At 51.4% G+C, this 19,288-nt stretch carries 16 protein-coding genes; 7 read left to right on the forward strand and 9 right to left on the reverse strand.

What is annotated here, in order from left to right:
• Positions 1-252 precede the first annotated feature (252 nt).
• A complete protein-coding gene (locus IPG22_19200; protein MBK6590414.1) occupies positions 253-921 on the reverse strand; it encodes a response regulator transcription factor in 669 nt (222 codons plus the stop codon).
• Position 922: 1 nt separating this feature from the next.
• On the reverse strand, positions 923-3,928 hold the full coding sequence (locus IPG22_19205) for a hypothetical protein (GenBank protein ID MBK6590415.1): 3,006 nt from the start codon (positions 3,926-3,928) through the stop codon (positions 923-925).
• Between the two features lie 281 nt (positions 3,929-4,209).
• Between IPG22_19205 and IPG22_19210 the strand changes: the two genes are divergently transcribed.
• The 4 genes from IPG22_19210 (at position 4,210) to IPG22_19225 (ending at position 8,144) form a co-directional block, all read left to right on the forward strand.
• Complete coding sequence (locus IPG22_19210) at positions 4,210-4,857, forward strand: hypothetical protein (protein MBK6590416.1); 648 nt, start codon at positions 4,210-4,212, stop codon at positions 4,855-4,857.
• Between the two features lie 510 nt (positions 4,858-5,367).
• On the forward strand, positions 5,368-5,667 hold the full coding sequence (locus IPG22_19215) for a hypothetical protein (protein ID MBK6590417.1): 300 nt from the start codon (positions 5,368-5,370) through the stop codon (positions 5,665-5,667).
• Positions 5,668-5,929: 262 nt separating this feature from the next.
• Positions 5,930-7,864, forward strand: a complete 1,935-nt coding sequence (locus IPG22_19220) for a hypothetical protein (GenBank protein ID MBK6590418.1) — start codon at positions 5,930-5,932, stop codon at positions 7,862-7,864.
• A gap of 58 nt (positions 7,865-7,922) precedes the next feature.
• Positions 7,923-8,144: an SUMF1/EgtB/PvdO family nonheme iron enzyme gene (locus tag IPG22_19225; protein MBK6590419.1), complete on the forward strand. Its 222-nt coding sequence runs from the start codon at positions 7,923-7,925 to the stop codon at positions 8,142-8,144.
• Positions 8,145-8,432: 288 nt separating this feature from the next.
• On the opposite strand, the gene IPG22_19230 is transcribed toward IPG22_19225, so the two are convergent.
• Together IPG22_19230 and IPG22_19235 are read right to left on the reverse strand one after the other, a co-directional pair.
• Positions 8,433-9,596 (reverse strand): cysteine desulfurase, encoded by a 1,164-nt coding sequence (locus IPG22_19230; GenBank protein MBK6590420.1) that lies wholly within the window; start codon positions 9,594-9,596, stop codon positions 8,433-8,435.
• 2 nt (positions 9,597-9,598) lie between these two features.
• Positions 9,599-10,192, reverse strand: coding sequence for a hypothetical protein (locus IPG22_19235; GenBank protein MBK6590421.1), 594 nt, complete (start codon positions 10,190-10,192; stop codon positions 9,599-9,601).
• A 196-nt stretch (positions 10,193-10,388) separates the two neighbouring features.
• Here IPG22_19235 and IPG22_19240 point away from each other — a divergent pair, with 196 nt between their 5' ends.
• The 3 genes from IPG22_19240 (at position 10,389) to IPG22_19250 (ending at position 13,588) form a co-directional block, all read left to right on the forward strand.
• Complete coding sequence (locus IPG22_19240; protein MBK6590422.1) at positions 10,389-11,549, forward strand: radical SAM protein; 1,161 nt, start codon at positions 10,389-10,391, stop codon at positions 11,547-11,549.
• A 17-nt stretch (positions 11,550-11,566) separates the two neighbouring features.
• The gene (locus tag IPG22_19245) at positions 11,567-12,745 is read left to right on the forward strand and encodes a hypothetical protein (protein MBK6590423.1); all 1,179 of its coding nucleotides are present in this window, start codon (positions 11,567-11,569) and stop codon (positions 12,743-12,745) included.
• Between the two features lie 93 nt (positions 12,746-12,838).
• Entirely contained in the window at positions 12,839-13,588 is a 750-nt protein-coding gene (locus IPG22_19250; protein ID MBK6590424.1) for an SDR family oxidoreductase, read from the forward strand.
• Positions 13,589-13,660: 72 nt separating this feature from the next.
• On the opposite strand, the gene IPG22_19255 is transcribed toward IPG22_19250, so the two are convergent.
• The 5 genes from IPG22_19255 to IPG22_19275 all read right to left on the reverse strand — a co-directional run bounded on the left by IPG22_19255 (position 13,661) and on the right by IPG22_19275 (position 19,246).
• A complete protein-coding gene (locus IPG22_19255; protein ID MBK6590425.1) occupies positions 13,661-14,278 on the reverse strand; it encodes a hypothetical protein in 618 nt (205 codons plus the stop codon).
• An 11-nt stretch (positions 14,279-14,289) separates the two neighbouring features.
• Positions 14,290-14,790 (reverse strand): hypothetical protein, encoded by a 501-nt coding sequence (locus tag IPG22_19260; protein ID MBK6590426.1) that lies wholly within the window; start codon positions 14,788-14,790, stop codon positions 14,290-14,292.
• A 118-nt stretch (positions 14,791-14,908) separates the two neighbouring features.
• Complete coding sequence (locus tag IPG22_19265; GenBank protein MBK6590427.1) at positions 14,909-17,713, reverse strand: hypothetical protein; 2,805 nt, start codon at positions 17,711-17,713, stop codon at positions 14,909-14,911.
• A 260-nt stretch (positions 17,714-17,973) separates the two neighbouring features.
• A complete protein-coding gene (locus IPG22_19270; GenBank protein ID MBK6590428.1) occupies positions 17,974-18,537 on the reverse strand; it encodes a hypothetical protein in 564 nt (187 codons plus the stop codon).
• Between the two features lies 1 nt (position 18,538).
• The gene (locus IPG22_19275) at positions 18,539-19,246 is read right to left on the reverse strand and encodes a hypothetical protein (GenBank protein ID MBK6590429.1); all 708 of its coding nucleotides are present in this window, start codon (positions 19,244-19,246) and stop codon (positions 18,539-18,541) included.
• Positions 19,247-19,288 lie beyond the last annotated feature (42 nt).

A 19,288-nucleotide genomic window follows, 5' to 3' on the forward strand; every position in this document is an offset into this window, starting at 1 on the left:
GCGACGTATTTCGCCAACAAGAAGTGCAGATCGGAGGGGATTTGTGCGTCGACGTGACGGCGGCAGCTGCAATTCAAGAAATTCAGTTTTACAGGTTGCCCCCGATCTCCTGAGCGGTTCCATTTCGACTGGGAAGGCCGAGTTGGTAGCGGTCAATGCAAAGGAGACAACTTTTGATCAAGGTATAATTTTATGGGGGAGCGAGGCAGGGGTAAATACGAAGCGCTACTGAAAAAGCCTAAGTAGTTCTACTTAATTTGAAAAAAGGGACTCGATCTTCGCCTTGTTGCGGATCGCGAATTTAAGCAAGGCATTGGCCCCGTTAATATCTAATTTCGAGCAGATATTGTAACGATGGGTTTCGACGGTGCGGATCGCGACGAACAGATCGGCAGCAATTTCACGGTTAGTTTTAGAATCCGAGATTAACAAAAGGACCTTCTTTTCGGTCTGGCTCAGCGAACCCAGCGCCCATACAGCATTGCTGTCGGTGTCATCGGATACGTTATCGAGTATAAGTTCATTCAAAGCGGGGCTGAGGTACAACTTCCCGGACATTACGGTGTGAATGCATCTAACGATCTCGTCCAAAGCAGAATCTTTAAGAACATAGCCCTTAACTCCAAGGGATTTGATCGAGCGAAGGATGGAGTTGTCCTTGTGCATCGTGAGGAAGATCAGGATGGCTCGCGAAGATCGTTCCTTCAATGCCCGGGCGGCCTCGATGCCGTCCATGATCGGCATATCAATGTCCAGTATGACCACATCTGGATCGGTAGTTCCGATAAGTTCAATAGCCGCCCAGCCGTTGTCGGCCTCTCCGACAAGCCTCAGGTTATCGGACTTCTCGATGATCGCCGCCAATCCCTGTCGAAAGATCGGATGGTCGTCTGCAATTAATACTGTGATCTCCTTTCGCATCTCAGAATCTTAGCTGTATGACTATTTTCGTGCCTTCCGACACTACCGAATCTATCGTAAGATCTCCCCGGAGCAGCTTAACCCGCTGCGATATCCCCTCCAAACCGAAACCCGACGCAGAATTCTTCTCAGATGGATGCTTCCGGGAAAACCCCTTTCCGAAATCCTGTATCATCATCGTCAGCAAACCATCTTGTCTAGTCACCAGTATTTTACCCCGAGGACTCTCAGAATGCTTAATAATATTACTCAGGCATTCCTGCACGATCCTGTAAACACTGATCTCCGCCTCCTCCGGAAAGATACCATCGATCTCGTCAATCCCTTGTTCGAAAACAACTCCAGTCGCCATTTGTGTCTGCTCTATTAGATTTCGGACCGCTTCTGTGAGGCCAAATCTCTTTAAGTTCTGCGGCGATAGATTCTTTACTATTGTCCGAGCTTCCTCCAGCGCGTCGGCAGCCGATTCTGAGATCTGTTTCAATCGTTTTTGCACCTCGTCCGGGTCGGAATTGGATTCGAGCCCTTGTTGTGCCCAGTTCTTGATGATCAGGAGGTCCTGGCCGAGTCCGTCATGAAGTTCAGTCGCAATTCGACTGCGTTCTATTTCATGGGCGACCAATAGCTGACGTGAAAATTCAGCCTCTTTTAATTTCTCTGCCTCGACCTGCTGCATCTTAAACCTGTAGAGGACAACCGCAACCATCACAAGAAAAAGAGCGGCTGCAACATTAAACCACCATGTCTGCCAAAAATACTTGGCGACATCGATGCTGAGGATCGCGGTATTTTCACTCCAGACCCCACTGGCGCTGACTGCCCGGACATGAAAGGTGTATTTGCCCGGAGCAAACCGCGAGAGAAATGGATAGCTGGCAATTCGCTGCGTCCCGGCATCGGTCCAGTCATCATCGAGGCCATCAATCTTATAAAAAAAGCGGATATTCTCCGGCTTGGTAAAACTCAGGCCAGTAAAGCGGATCTCGAGATCACGATTGCCCGTCGGGATGGATACTGAATTATTTTCACGGATCGTCGCCGCAATGGGCATCGAGCCGATGTCATCAAGTCTTGTCGAAACGCCTTCGATGACGACCTTTGGCGGAGTCAGGTTGGTCTTTGTGGGATCGATAATGACGACATCCTTTATCATCGGGAACCAAAGCCGGCCATCACGCGTTTTTATCCCGGCAGATTGATGGCCGCCGCTGGCTTCGCTGCTTTTCATGCCGTCCGAAACGCCGTAAATCGCCCCAACGATCGAGTTTTTCCGTTTATCCGCCACCGCATTCAGTTCGTCCCTGCTAACGGCAAATATTCCCAGGTTTCCCAAAATCCAGAATTTGCCGTCGTCATCGACCAAGATCCTGGAAACAAAATTATCGTGCAAACCCTGAGCAGTAGTGACCACCTCTATCTTTCCATCACGCAAACGATTAATTCCACCGCCGTATGTGCCGATCCAGATAGTGCCGTCTTGATCTTCGAGTATCTCGCGGACATAATTGCCGGAAAGACCGTTCTCAGGTGTAATATTCTCAAACCTTCCATTTACAAATTTACTGACTCCGCCGATGGCACCAACCCAGATCGCATCGTCCTTGGTTTGCGTAATGAAATGAACGCTATTTCCGACGAGTCCGTTGTCCGTCGAGTAGTGTTCGATCTGTCCATTGTTGTATTTCCATAGCCCATTCCCGCTCCCTATCCAAAGGTTGTTATTCCTGTCAAAGAACAAGGAATGGATCGACTCCGTACCAAACTTTGGAATAGGTTCAAGTCTGCCATCGCGGAATACATATAAATTCGTCAATCCCCCGGCCCACAGAACATTGTTTCCATCGATCGCGAGTGCCTTTATCAATTGCGTTCCGGCGACATTTCCGGGGATCGGGATGCTCTCGACCTTTCCGTCCTTTACTTTGAGCAGATCATGACCGGCTAACCATACTGCTCCTTCTGAGTCTTGTGCAAGTGCATACCTTCCCCAGACATTGAGGTCGGTCATGTCCCCGACCAACCCGATCTTTCGCTTAGTTAAACGCACTAGGCCATCGCTCTCTGTCGCTAGCCAGAGATTGTCCTCATTATCGAATAACATCGCCCGGGATCCTGCTGTGACATGCTCCCGGATGTTGTAGTTTTCACGTTTACCGTCCTGAAAAATAAATAGGTCCTCGCCTTTTTGAAACCAGAGCTCACCGTTCCTGAAAGCGGCCGCATATCCGCCGAAATTACCTCCCTTCTCTTTCTGCAGAAGCTCTTTGAACTTCCCATTGTCCATCCAACCGAGTGAGTTGATGGTGCCAACCAACATCCTTCCCTGATCGGAAAAATCTATCTTGAGGATGTTAAAAGGCAGCATTTGGCCGACTGAGTCAGCCGTTACCAGTTGATCATCTTGTAAAACGAATGCCTTTCCGTTCGAGGTCCATATGGTGTTTCCGGGCCCTTTTGCAAGTTTGTAAGACCTTTGCCGGGATATTATTTTGATGGACTCAGGTATCACTGAACCATCCTCACGGAATTCAACCCGCTCGAGTCCCGCATCGGACGCAATAAATAACTTGCCCGTATCATCCTCTATGAACTGCCAAACCGTACGTCGCTTGAACTCGGGATCCGACTTGAACTCACCGAACTTTCCGTCGACAAGTGTATACACCTCGCCCGTCTCGGTGCCGATCCAAAGCCTTTTCCAGCGGTCTTCGTAAAGTGATAGAACACGGTTACCGGTAAGGCCGGGAGTATTTGTCGAATCAAAAACAGTGAAATTGACCCCGTCGAATCTGGCCAAACCGCCGAATGTACCGAGCCAGATATACCCGTCACTAGTCTGTACGATGGAGGTCACAGTGTTCTGTGGAAGGCCCTCCTCAGTTGTCCATTTTTTGATCAAAAAATCGCTTGTCTTGGCTTCGATCAGTTTGCTTGCCGCCAACGCACCCTCCGAAACCGAGAGTACGATAACTGAGAGTAATGTAAGGATCTGAAGCCGCGACGCCATAAATGTGATTATCCTAGATAATATACAAACATCGACGAATAGGAAACAAACTATTAGTTACATTGAGTCAGGACCGAATCCAGAAATAGCGACCGTACATTTCGACGCATTTGCCGTCAAAACTCCCGTCGAGCTTTAAATATTTTCTCGAACCGTAAATAATAAAAAACTGATCGATCTTTTGATTCTCACGGCGCCGGCCTTCCGATCGCGTTACAGATCGAACAGCAAGCCGACATCTAGGGCTTCTTGGTCAAGAGTTTGGAGATGAAGTTGAAATAATGGCAAATTTGAACCCTCGAGAAACCGGGGATCAGACTGAATCTAAGTCTGTCGGCCCCGAGGTCAATGAGGACGAAAAGGTGAGAACTGCAAAAAGCGGGCCTGACGAAGATAGTCTGCGTTACCGCATCGACCGCGACTATCTGATGGTCTCGGTCGCCGGCAATTGGAACGCATTTGCGGTCGAAAACGAAGGGCCTGAGCTTGCTGGCGATTCGGTCATCGGCCGCCGGTTGTGGGAGTTTATTACTGACCCTGCGACGCGTGAGATATATCGCCAGTTGGTCGACCAGGCGTTTGACGGCCGGTCGGTGCAGTTTGACGTCAGGTGTGACGCCCCCGATACACGGCGTTGTGCTCAGGTGAGCATCTATCCGTCCGACGACGGCACCGTGGAGTTCGAAATACACACTACTAAGGTCGAGCCACGCCCGCCGCAAGAGCTGCTTCGCCGCGGCAATTCCTCGACAACCGGCCTCATCATGTCGTGTTCGTGGTGCAATAAGATAAGGACCGCCCGCGACCAGTGGGACGAGATCGAAGACGCGATCGAAAAGCTCCATTTCTTCGAACTGGATTGCATGCCCGGTATCACCCACGCTACCTGCCCCGATTGCTCCAGACAAATGAACGCGATCTGCGATTAAGATCTACAGCCACCTCGCCCAAAATTCTGCCTGAATGTTCGCTCTCCGCTGAAAAATGGGATGCCGACTTCTTAGATGAAGGAGTGCGTCTATAGATGATTGCGAAACGGTATTTCATCCTTTTCATCCAGTCTCAACGCCCCATAAAACCTAACTTCTAGTGAATTTTTGTACATAAAGGCCCATTTATGTGCACGGTGTTAATTATGTGCAGTGTATAGCAATTATACAGTCTAAATTTGTATAAAAAGTATGCACCGCTGTAAGTATCTGCAAACCTTGATGTTAGGCGAAAATTACCAACTTTGTGTTACCAAAGTATCCATATTTCTACGTTTCCGAACCGACCGGAAAAGATCTCACAAATGATCTCTAAATTCTGTAAATAAACGGGATGTGGTTTTGGCATGCATCGCGGCACGCTGTGGCACGCTGGTTGAAATAGAGGAGTGCAAGAAAGAGAGCAAGCAGGGACTCGGAAATATTAATAAAACTTTTAGGAGAAGAAAAATGAAAAACACAGCAAAAGTAGCAGCACTCGCGATCGTACTCATGTTTGGAGCAAATATCGCTAAGGCAGACGGCATCATCGTCGGCGACAGAGCAGAAAAAGGATGCGTCAAGCAGACCAATGAAGGTATCATCGTCGGCGACCGCGGAATCTTCGGCACGATCTTTGACACCCTCGAAGGCATCATCGTCGGTGATTCGAAAGAAAATCCATGCCTCGACAAAGAAGGCATCATCGTTGGCGACCGTGCCGGCATCATCGTCGGTGACCGTGCTGAAGGCATCATCGTCGGCGACTAACATTTGAACCACACGTCATCCACTTTCCAACCGGGAGGGAAAGAAAGGCGGCCTTTGTCGGGAAACTGACAAGGCCGCTTTTTCGCGCTTGGAGAGTGAGCATCCTGCTCGCCGGCGGCATATATGGTTTAGTCGACAACTTTGTCGACGTTAAAACCACCAAATCTTTCCACTCAGCATCAAACGAGCAAAAATGAAACTCCTAACATCTTCAGCGAAGTTATCAACAACTACTCCAACGCTCTTTGTTGCCGCAATCTTAATGCTCCTTTGGTCCGGATTTGCCGCAGCTCAGGATATAGAATCGCCAGTCGCGGTAAAATTGACACTCGCGAATGGCAAGGATGTGTATCGTTCCGGCGAGACAGTCGGGCTCGTTCTTTCGTTCTCCACTGACCTGCCGGGCTATAAGGTTCAAGGTGATCAAGGAACCTATCTGGAGAAGGTGGTCATCTCGCCGCAGAGTGGCGTGTTCGATTGGAAGACTGACTTCTACGGCGGCGAAGAGAGGCCGTCCGACGGGAGCGGCTTTTCCGTTCTTGGTAATGTTCCCACTGAGGTGAAGATATCTTTGAACGACTATTATCGTTTCGACGCTCCGGGAAAATACACTGTAAGGCTGATAACTAAACGGCTGCGAAAAGATAAGGCTGGCGGCGGGATCTTCGATTTTGAAGATCCAACGGAGATAACGACAAATGCAGTAAGTTTTGAAATAAAGCCGATGGCCGATACCGAGGAGGAGGCTGAGGCGAAGAGACTTGGGGCTGCGATCGAATCGGCCAAAGATCTGCGGGAACAGATCCGCTTTGCCCAGGATCTCGCAAACTTGCCAGGCGATGCCGCGATACCAGAAAAGGTTTCGAGGTATCTCTGGTCATTGAAGCAGAGTGGCGGTAACTTTGCCGGGGCTCTGAGCAAGGGGCTTTTTATTTCCCGCAACCGGGCCCTGGTGATACGAAAACTCGAGGACATTCTGTCGGACGTATCCAAAGCGGTCGATTTTAACGTACTTTCCACTCTCAGCTTCTTGCGCGCAAGGGTAGTGATCGCCGAATCGGGCAAACCGTACAAACGCCCAAGCGATTTTCTGCCGCTGCCTGCGGACGACCCTTACACTAAAGCGAAGCAATATTATTTACGATTTGTGATCGACAGTTTGCAAAAGCGGACGGGTAAAAATCTCGTGGATACCGCTGCGGGCATTATTGTGATGGAGCATCGAGACCTCGAACCCGACGTTTTGGCAACGGTTCGGGGAATCCTGCTCAAGAACTTTGACTCGCTCGATATATTGGCTCGCGAACAGCTTGTGAGCATTAGGTGGGAACAGATCCGCGACCCGTCGCTCGTTCCTTCGCTGGAACGGATGCTGAGTGCAACCGACTATCCAACCATGTATCGGCTTAATGTTCACACAACGGGCCTGACGCGTCTGGCCGAGCTGGATCAGGCTCGGGCCCGTCCGTTTGTTATTGTGGATATTATCGATTCCGATTCGCTGCTCTACGACGGTGCTTTTGACAATTTCAAGGAGGCGTCGCTTCCTGAAGTTGACGGGCCGCTGCTCGCCGACATCAAAAAATACGGACGCACTGGTGCTGCCACGCAGAATGCTGTCAGGCTTCGGCACAAATGCATGCTCGCCGCCCGATTTGCAACGGGCTCCATCTACGATCAGCTAATGGATGTCTACAAAACGGACGGGCCGAAGTGGCAGTGGCAATCGCGGGCGATCTTGCTCGGCTATTTTGCAAGATACAACGAAACCGAGGCCCTGGCCTTAGTAGAGCAGGAGTTGTCGATCCTTGAAAAGGAGTGGCGAGGCACATTTCTTAACGATTTTACCCGCGTGAATTTTCCTCCCAAAGTCGCCGATTTTTTCGCAAAACGCCTCGCCTCCGACGATCCCGACATCGCGGGCGAAGCCGCATATCTGATCTCACAACACGGTTCTGAAACCGACCGCACAAAGATCGAATCCCGCCTTAAACAATGGCAGGCGATCTGGAACAAAAGGCTCAAAGAATTCGACGACACCGCACCGTCCCCCGAAACCACCCGCCAAGCCAACCTCCAGGCTGATCTGATCATGGCACTGCTCCAAGGGAAAGCATGGAAACTGACCGACGACGACAAAAAGGAGCTGCGAACAAACTGCCTCTCAGCGATCTGCAAGAATCGGTTTCACTGGTGAGGAAAGAACTGCAATGTTGAAGGCTTGACCCCAAAGCTGTGCTTTCGGGCTGTACTATATGCATGGAAATGTATGGGAATGGTGTGAAGCTTGGTACGGCGACTATCCGCGAACCCCCGAGACCGATCCAAAAGGCCCTGCAAAAGGAAAATGGCGTGTCCTGCGCGGCGGCTCGTGGAAAGATGGCAAAGACGACCAACGATCCGCGTATCGAGGTGGACTCTCACCTTCGACAAAATACAAAGATATCGGCTTTCGTGTTGTTGCGAGGGCAAAATAAGAACCAAGGACCGGATCCCGTCATTTGTCGTTTTCACGAATAGTTTGGTCAAAGTTCTAAATGCCAAGAAAGGCCCCCTGAACGTTTGACCAATCTCTCATTTACCTCTACCAATCAAGGTGTTTTGTGGCCGGAAATGGCTGAAGACCTTCGACCAATCTGGGTGATTCACACCGAAAAAACGCAAAAATACGCCTGTTTTTGAAAAGTGTGAATCGATTCACACTTTAATTTGGTAAAGTTCGGCGACAGGTGATTTTACACGATCTGACCTTTGAGAATTCTCGCTCAGCGAGAGAGCTTTCTGAGGTTCACGATGGCTTCGGGGAGAACCTGGATGAGACGGTCGACTTCTTCTTCGGCATTGAACCTGCCGAAGCTGAAGCGGATCGCGGAGCGGGCACGTTCTTCGTCCGAGCCGAGTGCCCGGATGACCGGTGATGGTTCGAGATTGCCGGATGAGCAGGCTGAGCCGGTCGAGACGGCGATGCCGTGCATGTCGAGGTTGATGAGCAGAGCCTCGCCCTCGATGCGGCTGAATGAGATGTTTGAGATATTTGGCAGGCGTCGATCTCGATTGCCGTTGAAGGTCAGGCCGTCGATCGCTTCGCCGACGCGGCTTTCGAAACCGTCGCGAAGGCCGCGGAGGTAATCTGTTGCGAGTCCGAGTTCGGTTCGTGCTAGCTCACATGCCTTTCCGAAGGCCACGATGTTCGGGACTGATTCCGTGCCGCCGCGAATACCGCGTTCCTGCGAACCGCCGATATTCTGGGCGTGCAGGCGAACTCCCCGGCGGACGTACAAAGCTCCAACGCCTTTCGGAGCATAGATCTTATGGGCCGAGATCGAAAGCAGGTCGCAGCCGATTTCTTCGACATCGACGGGCATCTTTCCGGCGGCCTGTACTGCATCGGTGTGAAACCAGATCTTCCGGCCCTTTTCGCGTAAGCCCCTTACTAAACGCCCGATCTCAGCCACAGGCTGGATCGTGCCGATCTCGTTATTTGCCGTCATTATCGAGATCAAAACAGTCTCAGCGGTGATCGCCGCTTCGACATCCTCGATCCGCACCAGACCATCCTCATAAACCGGCAGATACGTGACCCAATAGTCCTGTTTTTCTAGGTCTTCGCAGACGCTTTTAACAGCGGAATGTTCGATCGCCGACGTGATGATGTGGCGTCCGTGTTTGTTATTCGATTCGACGAGGCCGCGGACGGCGAGGTTGTTTGCCTCAGTACCGCCGGACGTGAAAATGATCTCGTTCGGCCTTGCATTGATCAACGCGGCGACCTGATGCCGAGCCCGATCGACCGCACCACGGGCTTCTTGTCCGAAGAAGTGGATGCTCGAAGCGTTGCCGAATTTGTCAGTCAAATACGGCATCATAGCCTCAACCACTTCGGGAGCGACCGGCGTGGTGGCGGAATTATCGAGATAGATCCGTTTCATTTTTAGGCCGGTTTCGCAGGCGATGCAGCTGTTTTTGCCGGTGCGGCAGGCTTAGGCGATACGTCGATCAGCCATTTCTCACCGACCTTTTTTAGATGGATCTCTTTCAGCTCTGTTTTTCCCGGGGCTGCCGCTGGCAGAGCCACAGGAGCGGCCTCAGAATTGGCATTTGCGATGTTAGCGTTGGCTTCATTTTTCTTTTCGGCCGGTTTTGCGGGTTCGGGCTTTTGCTCGGGTTTGTAGACGACCTGTACCGAGACCGCCGCTGATTCGCTTGAAGCCGAAGCTCCGACTGCCTTTGCACTCTCCACCGTTCCGTTGCCGGTCAGCGATTTACAGTAAGTGTCGACAGAACCGACGCTTTTCTTCATCTCCTCCGTCAACATTTCGCCGACCGCTGTGCAATCGCCTTTCAGAGCGGCCGCGTAGAGGGCATCTGCCGCCTCGGACGGAGCGACCGTTAGCGATGGCGGGGCATCGGATTCTTTGTTCGCAGCATTCGCGTTAGATGAATTCGAAGCTGAATTGCTCGCCGCTCCGCCGCAGGCACCGGTAAATAGGACAGTTGCGATAGTAAGAATTAGTATGTGTTTCATAGCAAAAGTCTGATTATAGTGTATCTAGTATCGCGAGACGAAACTGACCGCCGATTACGGTGAAATTATGATCCGGCCGTCCAGTACCTAGGTTCTCGAAAATTTCCCAAATCCGTTCAAATAAAGTAAATTATAACTTGGGGTTCTGCGGCTGCATCTAACGAAACAGTCGGCTAGCCGGCTTGAGGATAATTTAATGGATTTTGCTACAAAAGAGATTTTCAAACGATACGCAAGCATACTGATCGGCCGCCCGATCTCGCCTGTATTCTTAAATATTCTGGTAACGAGCGTCTGCGACATGCGATGCACGCACTGCTTTTTTACCGAAGAGCTAGACGACCGCCCGCGTAAAAAGCTGCAGATGAAGGCCGATGAGATCGCCAAGATCTCGGAAACGCTAGGCGGTAATCTCGGTGTTTTGGTGCTCGCCGGCGGCGAACCGTTCACGCGTAAAGATCTGCCTGAGATCGTCCGGGCTTTTTACGAGAACAACAAGCTCGACAGCGTATATCTGATGTCGAACGGCCAGATCCATCCGCGTATCTTCCCGGACGTCGCCCGCATCATGGACGAATGTCCTAATCTTAACGTCAGTGTTGCCCTTGGCATCGACGGGATGAAGGACGCTCACGAAAAGATCCGCAGGAAAGAGGGAAGCTGGGACAAAGCGATCCATACGGCCCGAACGCTGCAGCAGATGAAGAAAGAGCAGTATCCGAAGCTCGATATTCAGACGTGTACGTGTGTGATGCATTCGAACGAGGACACGATCTTCGATTGGTACGATTTCCTGAAGCACGATCTGAAGCCGGACAAGGTGAACATCAATTACATCCGCCCGCCATCGGCCGATCCGATCGAGTTGGAGTTTGACCACAAGCGGTACCAGCAGCTTTCGCAGATGATCCTCGAGGATACGAAGAGTGCGGCCCTGAAGAACAATTACGGCGGCAAATCGGGTATTTTCAAGGCCGCGGTCGATATCTATATGCACGATATCATCGCCAAGACCAAGGAAGAGAACAAAGCCCAGCTCAAATGCTACGCCGGTAGCGCGGGAGCGGTGATCTATGACAACGGTGTGCTTTCGTCGTGTGAGAACAAAGCTGACGTGCTGAATTTGCGTGATTATGACTGGGATTTTCAGGCTGCCTGGAAGACCGACCTCATGAAAGAACGCCGCAAGGAAGTCGCCGACGGCTGCCACTGCACGCACGAGTCGAATTGCTTCTATCCATCGCTGCCGCTCAACCCAGGTCATCTGATCAAGATCAAGAAGCTGGAAGGTGAGATGAAGAAGGCGGCGAAGAATGCCGAGTTTATGGCGGCGAGGGAAGTTGCTCTGAAGGCTTAGTATTTGTGCTCCCGTAAATGTCGCGAACCACTCCAAAGATCCTGATCATCTCATCCGATACCGGCGGCGGGCATCGTTCGGCTGCGCAGGCCATATCGGATGGTTTTGACAAGTTCTGGAAGGGCGATTCGTCCGTGGTGAAGATCATTAAGGGCGTCGAGGAATCGCACCACGTCACTGATAAACTTGTCGGCGTTTACAATTGGATCCTGAGAAACAAGCAGCATTGGATGAAGTATCTCTATTGGGTTGTCAATAAGATACGTCCTGAGACGCGCGAGTTTTTTCATAAGCGCTGCATCGGATATGTGCGGGACCAATTTGAAAAGTGGTGTCCGCACGTCGTCGTAAGTGTCCACCCGCTAACACAGCATATCTTTGGACGGATTCTGCGAGAACTTAATCTAACGGATCAGGTTCCGCTTGTTACTGTTGTTACAGATCCATGTTACGGGTTTTGGAAAGGCTGGGCCTGCGATGACGTTTCACTCTATTTGGTGGCGAATGAAGATGCAAGAAACCAACTTCTTGACTACGGCGTTTCGCCTGAAAAGATCAAGATATCAGGAATGCCGGTCAATCCGAAATTCCACGAGGCTGACGAAAAGGACGCGCAGGAAGCCCGGCGGTTCTATGGGTTGGATCCGGACAAGTTCACTGTATTTGTAAATGCAGGGTGGGTTGGCGGCGGTAACATCCCGCAGATATTCAGGGAACTGGTCCGCGGCGAACTCGACGTCCAGGCGATCTTCCTGGCGGGCAAAAATGAGGAGCTTCGACTCGAGGCGGAGGAGATAGCAAAACAAGCGAAGTTTCCGGTCAAGGTCATCGGCTATTCAGATGAGATCGAAAAGCTCATGCAGTCGGCAAATGTCATGGTCTCAAAGCTTGGCGGCCTGACAACGTTCGAGGCGCTTGCGTGCCGTTTGCCGATCATCGCCGATGCGACGACCCCGCCAATGCCGCAGGAGGCAGGGACTTCGAATCTTTTAGAAAGGCAAGGAGCCGGAATTCTGCTTCGTCGCTCTGCCGATATTGTGCCGACAATACAGAATCTTTTACTCGACAATGGTGCCTACGCAAGGATGAAGGCGGCGACAGTCGGTATGACGATGCCGAATTCGACCGACCAGATAATAAGAGAGATCAACGCCATTCTGCCCCATCCCTTTACCAATGCAAAAGCGTCGGCCTGACCCCTTTTTAACTTTGGCGCTTGTCAGTCTTCCAGTTTTTTCTTAACCTTTTCTATTGCATTTCGACTTTTTGCGATCACGGAGAAACACTAATTGAGCCTCTTACTTGAAGGAAAGCGTGCGTTTGTATCCGGTGGGACACGCGGGATCGGAGCTGCTATTTGCGAAGTTTTCGCCCGCGAAGGCGCTGACGTGGCGTTTAATTATCATTCCAGTGACAATCTGGCCGACGAGGTGAGGGCGAAGATCGAGGCCCACGGCCGCCGTGCTCTCAGCTACAAGGTCTCGGTCACCGACCGTTACGGCATGAAGCACATCGCCCGCGAGATCAAAGATGCCTGGGGCCCGATAAATATTCTGGTCAATAATGCCGCGGTTAATAAGGGCGACAATTTTGCAACGACGACGGATAAAAGCTGGGATTGGGTCGTCGATACCAACGTCGGCAGCCTTTTCGCAGTAACCAAACCATTCTACAAGCAGATGATCCGCGAACGTGCCGGTTCGATCCTCAATATCACTTCGGTCGGTGCTATCCGCAGCCTTCCAACCTCAGTACACTACGCGACGTCGAAGGCAGCGATGATCGGTTTTACCAAATGCCTGTCACGCGAAGCAGCTAATTTCGGTATCTCGGTCAACGCGATCGCCGCCGGCATCTTCGACACGGACCTTGGACAAACGCTCCCCGAACGCCTGCTTCAGATGCATGATTTTTGGGTCGCCAAAGGCCGGCAGGGCCAACCTGCCGAACTAGCCGAATTCGCCGCCTTCATGACCTCAGACCGCAACAGCTTCATGAGCGGCGAGGTCGTCATCGTCGACGGCGGAGCGATCACGTAACCAAATAAGCTGAGCATCCATCCTGCGCCTCACGGCTACAATCACGGCATGCCTACGCGATGAAAGACCGCTTCAGGTACCATTTCTCTCGCCTGGCAGCCGGACTTCACTTCGTCGCATGTTGTCCATATCCCCTTCCGCTATCAAGCGGCCTTCGCTCACGAGTTTTTTGACGCGTTCGGCGTAGAACGTGTCAGGAATTCGCTTATCTACGGCAGGCATTGCGGAGCCTACGACGCGTGCGACTTTGCGAGGTAGATGCGAGGCCTGGGCAAGCAATGCCTCGTCTATTTTTTGCAGTTCTTCGTCGGTTAGGGAATCGATGTTGGCTTGGTATTCTTCATCCGTAAGGACTGGAGGATCGAATTTTGGGTTTCTCCTTGGGTGGTTAAACAGATTCTCGACGTCAAGTTCGGCTCCGTCTTTTTCCCAGTAGAGCTTTCCTCCGTTTTCCAGGAAATTTGTGAGGTGAAAATTAAGCAGTCCTTGAGCCAGCATTAAGGCCTGCCATGAATCGAAGCCTGCAATATCAACTAATCCCCCATACTTTAACCCTATTGCTGCGACCGGGCATTTCCAATCCTGTCCCGACGGAAATGGCTTTCCAAGGATCAAATGAACCTCAAACCCATTGCCTTCGAAAGTCGCGTAGATGGTTCGTTCGGCGATTATTTCTCGTTCGATTTCCACTTTAACGATTACTATACCGAGTTATCTTTACCTTCGAGCCGCTGTTTTGCCTTTTCAATGAAAATCTTGACCATCTCGGCGAAGCGTTTGGTCATTTCGGAGCTGATGATCGCCTCGCCCGCCATGCCGGCGAGAAAGTGTAGGTCGCGGGCTTTTTCGCGGCGGAGCTCGACGGCTTGGGAAAAGTGGACGAGCGTAACGTCTTTGGCTTTTTCGAGAAAATCGGCACTATAACGCAGGAAATTCTGAGCCTCGGCAGCGATCGGCGACCATTCGATACGGTCTTCTTCGTCTGCGACACGCTCAACCGCAAATTTCTGGACCATCCCTCCAACGACGGGAATTTCTGCCTGTATCTTTAAATGAGCAACGCCCTTACCATCAACATGTATCTGTTGAACACCTGGCATCAGGTCAGCGAAATTCGTTATATCGTCGAAGAATTCCTTAACCGCCGAGAGGTTGGCCGCGAATTCGAAGTTTTCGTTTATAGATGCTTTGATCGTAAACATAATTTATGACGCAAAGAAACAGATGGAGTTTCTTAACGCAAAGACGCTAAAGAGGAAAGTCGCAAAGACTGATTAGTCAAAATATTTTTCGTCTTTGCTCCCTTGCGTTAAATCCCTCCTAAAAAACACCGTTGAACGTTATCGCATTAAAGAATTGACGCGTCGTCGATCTCGTCATTCCCCGGAAAAACGGATCTTCCGCAAACATCACGACATGCCCGCCGCCCACTGATTCGTCGATCACATAAGACGACCATTTTAACAGCCGCTCAGTGTTGCCTTCCCAAACGAAGCCGGAGACGGTGAGCGGTTTTTTCGGCGCGGCGTCGAAGACGAGAGCGTTGGTGCCTTCTTTCGAGTAGCGGAAGAAGTACGCACTCGCGATCAGGACGGGAATTTCGTCTTTGTTGACGCCGTAATTGATGTACGTCGTGCGGTCGACCGTCGCCCGGAAGATCGCACCCGGCAGGGCCTCGGGAACTCTGTTCATGTTAGCCGAAGGGGAAACGATGGCCGGCAAACTTGGGAATCCATCGTTTTTGTCGCTCTTCAGTTCAGCGGTCGGAGTAGATTCGGGCATCGGCGATGGGGTTGGTTTGGCGTCGTCAGGAACCTTGCCTTTCTGCTCATCATCTTCGCTTCCGACCATTTTCGACGATGACAGGCCGACGTCTTTAAGAGTTGCAAAAACGGAGGCTCCGCTGATTGTCACGATCGTCCCGCCGTCACCGGCGAATTCCTTCAGAGCCGACACGCCGCCTGCTCCGAACGAGCTCATATAGCGCCCCGCCGAACCTTCGGGCAGGATGAGGACGTTATAGCCTTTGAGCCCGCCGCCTTTGATGTTGCCGATCGTCATTGGGGTGAATTTGATTCCGTACTTATCGAACGTCCACCAGATAGATCCATAAGATTCCTGCGTGACGCCTTCGTCAGCCGCGATGGTGATCTTTGGCTCGCGAAGGGAAATGACCGCTTCGCCGCCTACCGCAGTGTCGCCTTCGTCAGAGAATCCGGAGTTGATCGCCGTCACATTCACGCCCATTTCTCGGGAGAACTGAGCTATCTTTTCGTGGATAGAATCAGGATTTCGCGAAACACGCACCACGAACGTCCCGGCCGGCCAATTTCGCCCGCCGGCGTTAAGCTGCCGCGTCGCAACGGCGACTTTGTAACCGTTCTGCTGCAAACGCATGACCATCGCGGCGGTCGAATCGGTTTCGTATGGAATGACGTACGAGATCGCCGCGCGGCCGGTCACACTGCCGCGTTTGGCAGCTGCGAGCGTTTCCGCAGCGACCATCGCACCCTGGACGTTCGGCGATTCCTCGGTCCACCACGCATCAACCCCAAAAGCGAGCGGCAGCGACCAGGCGGTGATGTCGTAAAATCCGTAATCTTCCTTTGGCTGGCCCTTGCCGCGCATTTGATTGCGGCGGAAACGAGCCATATTATCGTCGATGAACGCCTTAGTTTGCGGCGTGTCCTGTTCAAGGATCGACTTGATAAAGATCCGCTGCGGCTGGTCCAGGTCGACTATGTACGAACCGGCAGGGAACGTCTTTGAAGCGGCCGGAGCGTTCTTTTCCATGTAGGTGTGGGCGGTCGGCGACGTGAACGAATTCGCCGCGACCTTGACCTCGATGTTCGAAAGTCTAAGGATATCGACGAGTTCAGCAGCCTTCACGCGATCGCTGGTCGGGTCGATAACGACGCGTTTGAGCTTGCCAGCACCGCTGTCGGCCATGCCTTTCGCACGGAAATTGTAAAAATCCTTGATCCGCTCGACCTTGTTCTTAGCCGTAGTTTCGAGCGTGGTGAGCGACGCGACGTAGTGCTTTGCGATGGATGATCTGAAAGTAACAATGGTGCCATCATCACGGGTCCAGTTCAGCCCTTTAGGCCCGCCGCCATCAGTCTCAAAGGTCATTCCCGTTGCACCATTCAGCGACGGGTACATATCCCAGTATCCGGGATAGAATGCATCATATACATCTCGTACATAGTAATCCCAATTATTGCTATCAAAAGCTTTAGCATTAGCACGGCCATATCGCTCTTCCCATTTTGAGGTCACGGGCTGAGGAAGGTTTGGATTGGTCGGCAGGCTCGTCGGTGGGAAGAAATACTGTGACGGCTGGCCGTGATGATCGACGGCGAGCTGCGGATTCCATTCGACGAACGCCTTCTGCATATTGCGGGATTCTTTTTGCGAGAAGGTGAGCGTGTCGCGATTGAGGTTAAAACGATAATGGCTGACGCGGCCCCAGATAGCCCAAGGTTCGCGATGCTCGATAGCATTTCGATCGGGGCTGCCGATCGCGACTGAGTTATACCAGGTGACGAAACGCTCGTGGCCGTCGGGGTTTTCACCGGTGACTATGAGGACGACCATGTTCTTGAGAATATCGAGCGTCGCAGGTTCATTTGAAGCCGCAAGCTGATAAATGACCTGCATGAACGCCTCGAACGAAGACGATTCGTTCCCATGGATCGTGTACGCCATCCAGGCGATCGACGGATTGCTCTGAGCGATGCGGTCGGCTTCTGAGGCTGAGGTTTTGCGGGGATCGACGAGTTTGGCGTTCGCGGCCTTGATCTCGTCGAGACGGGCCATGTTTTCTGGTGCGGAAATCGCGACGACGTGCTGCATGCGGTGCTCGTTGGTCGTGCCGATGTCGTAGATCTTGACGCGGTCCGGTGCTGCCGCGGCGATCGCCGTGATCACCTGCTCCATCTGGGCGTAGGTCGTGTGGTGATCGCCAACGTCAAAACGCAAAAGGCTCTGCGGTTTAGGCACATTCTCGCGGTATGGCCCACGTTTGTAGAAATCGAATTTCTCTTCGGTCTGAGCAGGGACCAACTGACAAAAAACTGTCAGCAACAGCGAAAAGGCCGCAACGAGCAATGTTCTTGTTTTCATCGTCAATGAGAAGGAATCTGTTAAAATCTGGACTTGTATAGGTACGGAGGGATTGTAACAAATGATTCACCGAAACGAAAAAATCTGCCCACGGTGTGACGCTCTAACAATGAAGAGTTGGCCGGAAATGACTGACGATGAAAAAGACATGTTTGAACGCCTAACGACCAAACTTCCTCTTGCCGAAAGAAAAAAGCACCGCTTCTGCACGCGGTGCTGGTTTGAATATAAGGAAGTTGTCACATTGGCTTAGCGGTTGGCTACGGAGCAACTGAGCGCTCTCTTTCCATGACCACCATATGCTCGTCGCGGCTAACCATTCCAACTACGACATACCCGGCTTCTTTTGCTTCACTTACCTCTTTTTGAAGAGTTGACGTTCTAGTTGTTGCGAGCAGTTTATATTCATACGCTTTTTTGACTTTAGGCGGCTTCTCTAAAATCATCACTATTTCAATGCCCCCAATGAACTGTTTTTTCGCAATCATAGTGCTCGGAATCAACCGATACCCTGCATCGGCAAGTTCGTTCATTTCTTTTTGCATGGTACCAGTTCGAGTCGTCGCCAGTAACTTGTATGCATATGGCTCGTCAACGGTGCCGTCTCGTGATAAAAATAGAGCCATTTCGGAACCACTGGTCGGCGCACCGACAACTATCCTATAGCCTTGTGCAGCCGTCTCACTGATTTCTTTCTGCATTGTGGAGGTTCGAGTCGTGGCGAGAAGCTTATATTGCAAATTCTCGCTATCGGACTTCTTGTCCTGACCAAAACCGGTAACTGTTATAAAAACAAAAATTCCTAGCGTTATAAAAAATCTCATACTATTTCATCTCCGTTTGTTTCCCCATCAATTCCTTGATCTTTGATCTCAAAATGTCACTCATCTTCCAAGAAATACGAGCCTCGCTGTCATATACGCCGACGATGAGCTGAATCTCGGCTACGTCGGATGGCAGTAACGGTATTTTCTTCTCATCAACTAATGGGAATACAACCCAAAATACATCGTACTCATAGTTCCTTCCGAACAATCCGGCCAATGCAGGTGTTTTTCGCAAGTGCGGAGCCTTCACACCCGGAATCGCCCCTGGCCGTCCCGGTGCCAGGCCTTTTGGTTGTAGGTACGCTCTCCAATCTAAGGGAACTACGCCCGAGCCCTCGGTTGGGTCAATTTCGATCATTATCACCAAATCGCCCGCGTTTTCCGCGTCTTCTACGAGACGACGGGTCTGATCATCACTCAACCGCTCTTTGAGCTGTCTGACCCTTGCAGCAGCTCGAATCACTTCAGGCGTCATCAAGGTCGCGCGCATGCGGTAGTTAATTGCTTTGTTCGTGCTTATTATTCGTGTATCGAACAAGCCACCGGCACGACCATTTTCTCTGGTGCTTTTTCCGATGTCTTCGGCTTGAGAAGCAGTCCAAGACAAGTAACTGTCCAACGTTACGGTAGCTTTCTGAGCACTAGCGGCGAGAGAACAAGTAACTATGATGACGACCGATAATAAGGCATTTACGCGAGTGTTCATGGGAATCTAATCTGAAAGGCGATTGCCTTATTTTACACACAA

Source organism: Acidobacteriota bacterium, from assembly GCA_016703965.1.
GTDB lineage: Bacteria > Acidobacteriota > Blastocatellia > Pyrinomonadales > Pyrinomonadaceae > OLB17.